The following is a 1,708-nucleotide window of genomic DNA, read 5'->3' as shown; positions in this document are numbered from 1 at the left end:
TAAAACCCCTGGTAACCCTTCAAAGCGGGAAGACAAGACAAATAATTCTGACCGTTTTAAGACTGAAAAGGGATTACGGACAACCCCAGGGAAGATGACATTATCAGTTAAACCTAATTGATCTCTGAGATTTTCAAGCTCTGGACGAAGCTCCCCTTCTCCTAAAATTATAAGTTGCCAGTCTGGATGGTGACCAGCATGTTTTTTGAAAGCAGATAATAAAATATCAAACCCTTTCTGATGGGTAAGCCTTCCGATAGCAACTATCCATTTTTTAGTTAGATCAGCTCCTTTAGTTTCCAGTAATTTATCCATACTAGGTCTGGAATTGATACTAGCCAATGGGTTATAAATTACTGCTCGTTTAGTTTCGGGGAGCCAGTCAAAATACTGATTCACCCCATCCCCTACGCTCACCACTTTATCCGCAAAGGAATAAGTGATATGTCGCAATCTATCCCACACTTTACCACTAGAACTTTTCCGAGGATCATTCTGTTCACTTACCAGAACGGGATAGTTAGTCTTAACAAGAGCTAACAGGGTCAAGATATTGATTTGATCTAAGAAAGAAATGACAACATCAGGGTGGAGGGATTTAATGGTTCGCCTCAAGACCCACAAACGATAGAGGTTATTCCAAATTCCATGAATAAAAGTTGGTGAGTTTTTGGCGATATTAAGGGCTACTCGATTAACCCGATCAGGTAATTTATAAAAGTCAAGATAGGTGTCATCAATTGTTACCACATCAACTTGATAACCCTTGTTAAAGAATCCTTTTGCTAGCAAAGCTACCGCTCGCTCAGCACCTCCACAGGAGAGAGATGACGTCACTAGTGTTAATCGCATAATTGTTTTTCAGGGTTTTTCTTTTTGATTTGATTTTGGGTAAATAAGAGCAGAAATGAGAAACAAAAGATATACACGCAGCTAGTGGATAACGCAATGCCTTTAATTCCCAGCCATTGCATAAAGAGAATATTCAAAATAATATTAATGGCTAAATCAAATCCAGATACCCACATCAAAATATAGTTAAGTCTCATTGCTGACACCAGCCTAACAACTAGAATATTAGCAATATAAAAAGGAATTTGTAAGGCATAAAGGGCTTGAGATTGAGCGACTAAATTAGTAGCATCAGAGGTAAATGAACCTCGTTCAAAAACTAGCTGGACTATCGGATGAGAAAAAACAATTAGAATTATGCTTAGCGGTACAGTAATCAAAAATATCAGCCGTAGATAATACCTAAGGGTGCCACGGATTTCGTGCCAATCCTGACTAGCAACCATCTTAGAAAAATAGGGAATTACCGCAGTGCTGATCGCAATACTCATTAGGTTAATGGGAGAAGCAATTAAACCGTTGGCGTAGTTAAGTATAGACACACTACCAGGAGACAACATAGCTGCCATGGCTTGATCAATTGGAGCAGCACTACAAATTAATAATGCTCCAGCAATCATTGGCAGATACTGGCTCGCTACCTGGCGCATAGGCTCATTAAATCCATACCATCTTGGCAGTAATGAAATACCTTGACGATGCAGTGCTATTCCCAGAATTATCAGCTCTAGAGCTGTACCACTAATTAATCCAGCAACTAAGGCAAAGATTCCTAAAGACTTAAATCCTACTATCAATAGGATGCTAATCACCGGAATCATCATTGGACATAGAGCTGCTAGAGCAAAACGTTCCC

The 1,708-nt window shown here is 39.4% G+C and carries 2 protein-coding genes; both read right to left on the bottom strand.

All coding sequences use genetic code 11. The features are described 5' to 3' along the window. The coding region (locus F6K53_RS40340; RefSeq protein WP_293085743.1) for a glycosyltransferase at positions 1 to 852 on the bottom strand (852 nt) is incomplete at its 3' end. Continuing rightward, positions 843 to 1,708, bottom strand: an 866-nt coding sequence (locus F6K53_RS40335) for a lipid II flippase MurJ (RefSeq protein ID WP_293085740.1), incomplete at its 5' end; no start/stop codon positions are given. The genes F6K53_RS40340 and F6K53_RS40335, both read right to left, overlap by 10 nt.

Origin of the sequence: Moorena sp. SIO4A1 (genome assembly GCF_010672065.1) — a bacterium.
GTDB lineage: Bacteria > Cyanobacteriota > Cyanobacteriia > Cyanobacteriales > Coleofasciculaceae > Moorena.
The sequence above is the reverse complement of the archived record's forward strand: the minus strand, read 5'-3'. Positions and strand labels throughout refer to the sequence as shown.